A 4,274-nucleotide genomic window follows, 5' to 3' on the forward strand; every position below is an offset into this window, starting at 1 on the left:
AGAATCCCTGACCATTTTTTGCTCCAACGCCAGCACGTGCGTGGAACATCGTCGACGGGGGACAGCGCAGTTAGGGCCTGTCTGATGGATATCGTCGGTGACGACGACAAGGCGGCGGGACGCCTTTTGGGCATCGATCCGCGCGATCGAAGATCTATCAGACAGACCCTGGTCGAGGTTATTTGACGTCGATTCTTGTTGATCCATCGGCGTGGGGTGGTTCGTTAGAGGGAAAATCAACGTGACCCGGCCGCTCGAAGGTGAGGGCGCGAGGGGCCGGGGCGGGTCTGTGGTGTTCAGCCGATGACGAGTCGTTCACCGCCGAAGTCGGCGATGATCTCCAGGCGTCCGCCGAGAGCCTTGACGTAGGCGGCGAGTGTGCGCAGCTCGCTGGCATCGACGGTGGCCCGCTCGATCGCGGAGACGCGTTCTTGGCGGACGTGCATCCGGTCGGCGACGTCCGCCTGGGTCAGGCCCAGCCGGCGACGCATCTCGGCAAGTCGATGGGCGCGGTTCTCGGCAACGAGTCGGCTGGCGCCGGATTCGACTTCGTGGCGGTCGGCGTCGTCGGGGAAGAACTCCGCGAGGAAGCTGTCCCTGTCGTAGTCGTGAACCGCGCTCACTGGTCACGCTCCTTGAGGTAGACGGCGTACCGGGCTTCGGCCAGCGGTATCGCCCGCCGGTACCAGGCGGACCATTCGCCCGCCTTGTCGCCCGCGACGAGTAGGACCGCTCGACGCTCCGGATCGAACACAAACAGGACACGGACCTCGCTCGTCCCGGTCGAGCCGGGGCGGACTTCTTTTAGGTTGTGTATCCGCGAGCCTTTGATCCGATCGACCAGCGGCCGTCCGAGGCCAGGCCCCTCCGCCAGGAGGGCGGCCAGCGCCTGGCCTACACCGATCGCGGTCGTTCGGTCTGCCCGGCGCAGCGTATGCAACCATTCCCTGACCTCATCGACCATCGCCAGCTGATAGCTCACCGACGGCCCCTTCGGATCAAGGAAGGTTCAGTACATCAGTGTACTAGGACCTTCTCGACGCCGCCAGCTTCCGGGAAACAGGCGGCAAGACCGAGGCGCGGCCGACTACTTGGTCGAGCGCAACGGATGGAGGCAGTCTCGTGGAAGCGCAGGCCAGAAGCCCAGCGATGTAACACCAAAGTTACTAAGATCGATAGTTCAGGACATGCGAACCGCTGGACGTCCAGGTCAGGCCATCAGGTTTCTGGCGACAGGTGTCGAGCTAGGCCAGCGTGACGACGACCTTGCCCTTGGCGCGGCCCTGGTCGACGTACGCGACCGCCTCGAGCGTCGCGTCGAACGGGAACACCCGGTCCACGACCGGGTGTAGGTGTCCGGCGTCGATGAGCGTGGTGAGCTCTCGCAGCTGCGTTCCGCTGGCCCGCATGAACAAGAACGAGTAGCGCACGCCTCGCCGCTTCGCCTGCCGCCGGATGCGGCGGCTCAGCAGGGTCATGGCCACGCGCAGGAATGTTGAAGCTCCGATCTCCTTCGCGAAGTCGGGATCCGGCGGGCCGCCGATGCCGATCACCAGCCCGCCGGGCTTCACCACCGTCAACGACTTCTCGAGCGTCTCGCCGCCCAGTGAGTCCAGGACGACGTCGTAGTCGGCGAGGACCGTGGCAAAGTCCTCTTGTTTGTAGTCGACGACGTCGGCGCCGAGGCTCTTCACCCAGTCCACGTTCGCAGTGCTCGTGGTCGTCGCGACGGTCGCGCCCAGCTGCTTGGCGAGCTGGATCGCCATCGTCCCCACGCCGCCGGAGCCGGCGTGGATGAGGACCTTCTGGCCGGCGGTCACCTTCGCTCGCTCGACGAGTGCCTGCCATGCGGTGAGGCCGACCAGGGGCACCGCGGCCGCTTCCTGCATGGAGAGCGCGGCCGGCTTGAGCGCGACGTCGTCCTGGTCGATCGCGATGAGCTCCGCAAACGTCCCGATGCGGTCCTTCCCAGGCCGGGCGTAGACCTCGTCACCCACTGTGAACCTCCGCGCCGCGGGTCCGACGCGCGTGACGACGCCTGCGACGTCGTGCCCGAGCACGAACGGCGGACGGTAGGGCAGGATGCGCTTGAACTCGCCGTCCCGGATCTTCGAGTCCAGCGGGTTGACGCCGGCGGCGCGGACCCGGACCAGGACGTCGCCGTCTCCCAGCTCGGGTTCTGGGACCTCGGCAGCTCGAAGGCCGTCTTTGCGGTAGCGCTCGACGATGAAGGCCTTCATGTCCTCCTGCTCTCTTCATCTCGTTCGGTTCGCCGACTTGCGGCGTGATAGAATTACAAACATACTTCAATCAGTGACATGCGATGACGAGAGGCTCGACCGCACAGGGACCCATTCCCACGGCCTGCGCCCGTCGAACCTCAGACTGCCGTCACAGCCTGGGAGACAACAGGGAAGAGAGACTCATGACGACCTACATGGCTGACACCCTCGAGAACCACACTGCCGCCGGCCCCTCCACGGTGTTCACCTACCGGCGCACGGGCCCGCAGGGTGGTGTGCCGCTTGTCCTGCTCATGCGGTTCCGCGGCACCATCGACTGGTGGGACCCGGAGTTCATCGACCGCCTCACCCAGGACCGCGACGTCATCCTGTTCGACAACGTCGGCATCGGGTACACCAGCGGTGAGCCTCGCGACACCTCCGAGGGGTTCGCCGAGGGTGCGATCGAGTTCATCGATGCTCTCGGCCTGACGCAGGTCGACCTGCTCGGCTGGTCACTCGGTGGCATCGTGGCGCACCACGTCGCCCTGCGCCGGCCCGACCTCGTACGCAAGATCATCGTCGCGGGTAGCTGCGGGCCGGGCGTGGCGCCGGGTACCCCGGATATGAGCGAGCGGGTGCTCTCCATCATGGCCAAGCCGGACGCGGACGCCGAAGACCTGCTCTACCTCTTCTACCCCGAGACCGAACAGGCCCGCGCATCCGGGCTCGAGCACCTCGCGAAGGTCTCAAAGCGCCTCGAAGGCGGCCCCGCGGTGACCGAGGAGGCTGCCCGCGGCCAACTTGCCGCTGTCGCCCGCCTCCTGGCCGTGAATTGGGACCAGCTCAAGTCCGAGCTGCAGGCGATCAGCCAGCCGGTCCTGTATGCCAACGGGATCCACGACGTGATGATCCCCGCCATCGCCTCCTACAAGGCGGTCGAGCAGGTCCCCGACTCCACCCTCGTTCTTTACAGCGATGCTGGCCATGCCTTCCTGTTCCAGCACATCGACGAGTTCGTCACGCAGGTCAACATCTTCCTCGCGGACTGACTGCACTGCGCCCTCGCTCTTCTCGAGGGGCGTGGCTCGAGGGGCGTGGCACACAACGCTCACAGAAATCCCACCCACAGAAGGACATGGCCGTGAATAACAGACAAGGGGTACGAAACGACGTTGTGACGTCGTACCAGAACGCACCGACCCGCACCGTCTCAGCCGGTGGCGTGGATTTCGCCTACCGGGAGCTCGGCCCGAAGACCGGCATCCCGGTGGTTTTCCTCACCCACCTGGCCGCGGTCCTCGACAACTGGGACCCTCGGGTCGTCGACGGCATCGCCGCGAAGCACCGGGTCCTCACGTTCGACAACCGGGGCGTCGGCGCGTCCACCGGCTCGACGCCGAACACCATCCAGGCGATGGCGACGGACGCCGTCACCTTCATCCGGGCGCTGGGTCTGGACAAGGTCGACCTCCTCGGCTTCTCCATGGGCGGCATGATCGCCCAGGTGATCGCTCAGGACGAACCCCAGCTCGTCCGCACGCTGATCCTCGCGGGCACGGGACCCGCCGGCGGCGAGGGCATCAAGAACGTCACCAAGCTCTCGCATCTCGACACCATCCGCGGGCTGCTCACGTTGCAGGACCCGAAGCAGTTCCTCTTCTTCACCAGGACTCCCAACGGGCGTCAGGCAGGCAAGGAGTTCCTGGCACGCTTGAAGGAGCGCACCGACAACCGAGACAAGGCGATCTCCCTCAAGTCCTACGGCGCACAGCTCAAGGCCATCCACCGCTGGGGGCTGGAGCGGCCATCCGACCTCTCCGTCATTCGCCAGCCCGTGCTCGTCGCGAACGGCGAGAGCGACAGGATGGTGCCGACGAAGAACTCGGCCGACCTGGCTCGACGCCTGCCCGACAGTGAGCTGGTGATCTACCCAGACGCCGGGCACGGCGGCATCTTCCAGTTCCACGGGCAGTTCGTCGAAAAGGCCCTCGAATTCCTCGAGCGGTAGAGCCGGAGGGGAGGCGGCCCTTTCGCTCCCGCCAGTCGCTC

At 65.8% G+C, this 4,274-nt stretch carries 6 protein-coding genes; 3 read left to right on the forward strand and 3 right to left on the reverse strand.

Translation table 11 applies throughout. The features are described 5' to 3' along the window. Positions 1 to 186: hypothetical protein (locus tag U9980_RS23575; RefSeq protein WP_322769941.1), on the forward strand; the 186-nt coding region annotated here is incomplete at its 5' end. 110 nt (positions 187 to 296) lie between these two features. Here the strand turns inward: U9980_RS23575 and U9980_RS23580 are convergent. The 3 genes from U9980_RS23580 to U9980_RS23590 form a co-directional block, all read right to left on the reverse strand. Further along, positions 297 to 623, reverse strand: coding sequence for a helix-turn-helix transcriptional regulator (locus tag U9980_RS23580; protein ID WP_322750647.1), 327 nt, complete (start codon positions 621 to 623; stop codon positions 297 to 299). Then, positions 620 to 964 carry a type II toxin-antitoxin system RelE/ParE family toxin gene (locus U9980_RS23585; RefSeq protein ID WP_416210371.1) on the reverse strand — a complete coding sequence of 115 codons (345 nt, stop codon included), beginning with the start codon at positions 962 to 964 and terminating at the stop codon, positions 620 to 622. The genes U9980_RS23580 and U9980_RS23585 overlap by 4 nt, the downstream gene beginning before the upstream one ends. 280 nt (positions 965 to 1,244) lie before the next feature. After that, positions 1,245 to 2,240 (reverse strand): NADP-dependent oxidoreductase, encoded by a 996-nt coding sequence (locus tag U9980_RS23590; protein WP_322769943.1) that lies wholly within the window; start codon positions 2,238 to 2,240, stop codon positions 1,245 to 1,247. A 185-nt stretch (positions 2,241 to 2,425) separates the two neighbouring features. Here U9980_RS23590 and U9980_RS23595 point away from each other — a divergent pair, with 185 nt between their 5' ends. Both U9980_RS23595 and U9980_RS23600 read left to right on the forward strand, forming a co-directional pair. Next, on the forward strand, positions 2,426 to 3,274 hold the full coding sequence (locus U9980_RS23595) for an alpha/beta hydrolase (protein ID WP_322769944.1): 849 nt from the start codon (positions 2,426 to 2,428) through the stop codon (positions 3,272 to 3,274). A gap of 86 nt (positions 3,275 to 3,360) precedes the next feature. Continuing rightward, positions 3,361 to 4,233 carry an alpha/beta fold hydrolase gene (locus U9980_RS23600; RefSeq protein WP_416210370.1) on the forward strand — a complete coding sequence of 291 codons (873 nt, stop codon included), beginning with the start codon at positions 3,361 to 3,363 and terminating at the stop codon, positions 4,231 to 4,233. Positions 4,234 to 4,274: the final 41 nt, after the last annotated feature.

The organism is Protofrankia sp. Cr1, assembly GCF_963555865.1.
Classification (GTDB): domain Bacteria; phylum Actinomycetota; class Actinomycetes; order Frankiales; family Frankiaceae; genus Protofrankia.

Bases quoted from the DNA above. Each gene is read 5' to 3' on its own strand.
- U9980_RS23585 (WP_416210371.1), bottom strand. From the start codon at position 964: ATGGTCGATGAGGTCAGGGAATGGTTGCATACGCTGCGCCGGGCAGAC.
- U9980_RS23590 (WP_322769943.1), bottom strand. From the start codon at position 2,240: ATGAAGGCCTTCATCGTCGAGCGCTACCGCAAAGACGGCCTTCGAGCT.
- U9980_RS23595 (WP_322769944.1), top strand. From the start codon at position 2,426: ATGACGACCTACATGGCTGACACCCTCGAGAACCACACTGCCGCCGGC.
- U9980_RS23600 (WP_416210370.1), top strand. From the start codon at position 3,361: ATGGCCGTGAATAACAGACAAGGGGTACGAAACGACGTTGTGACGTCG.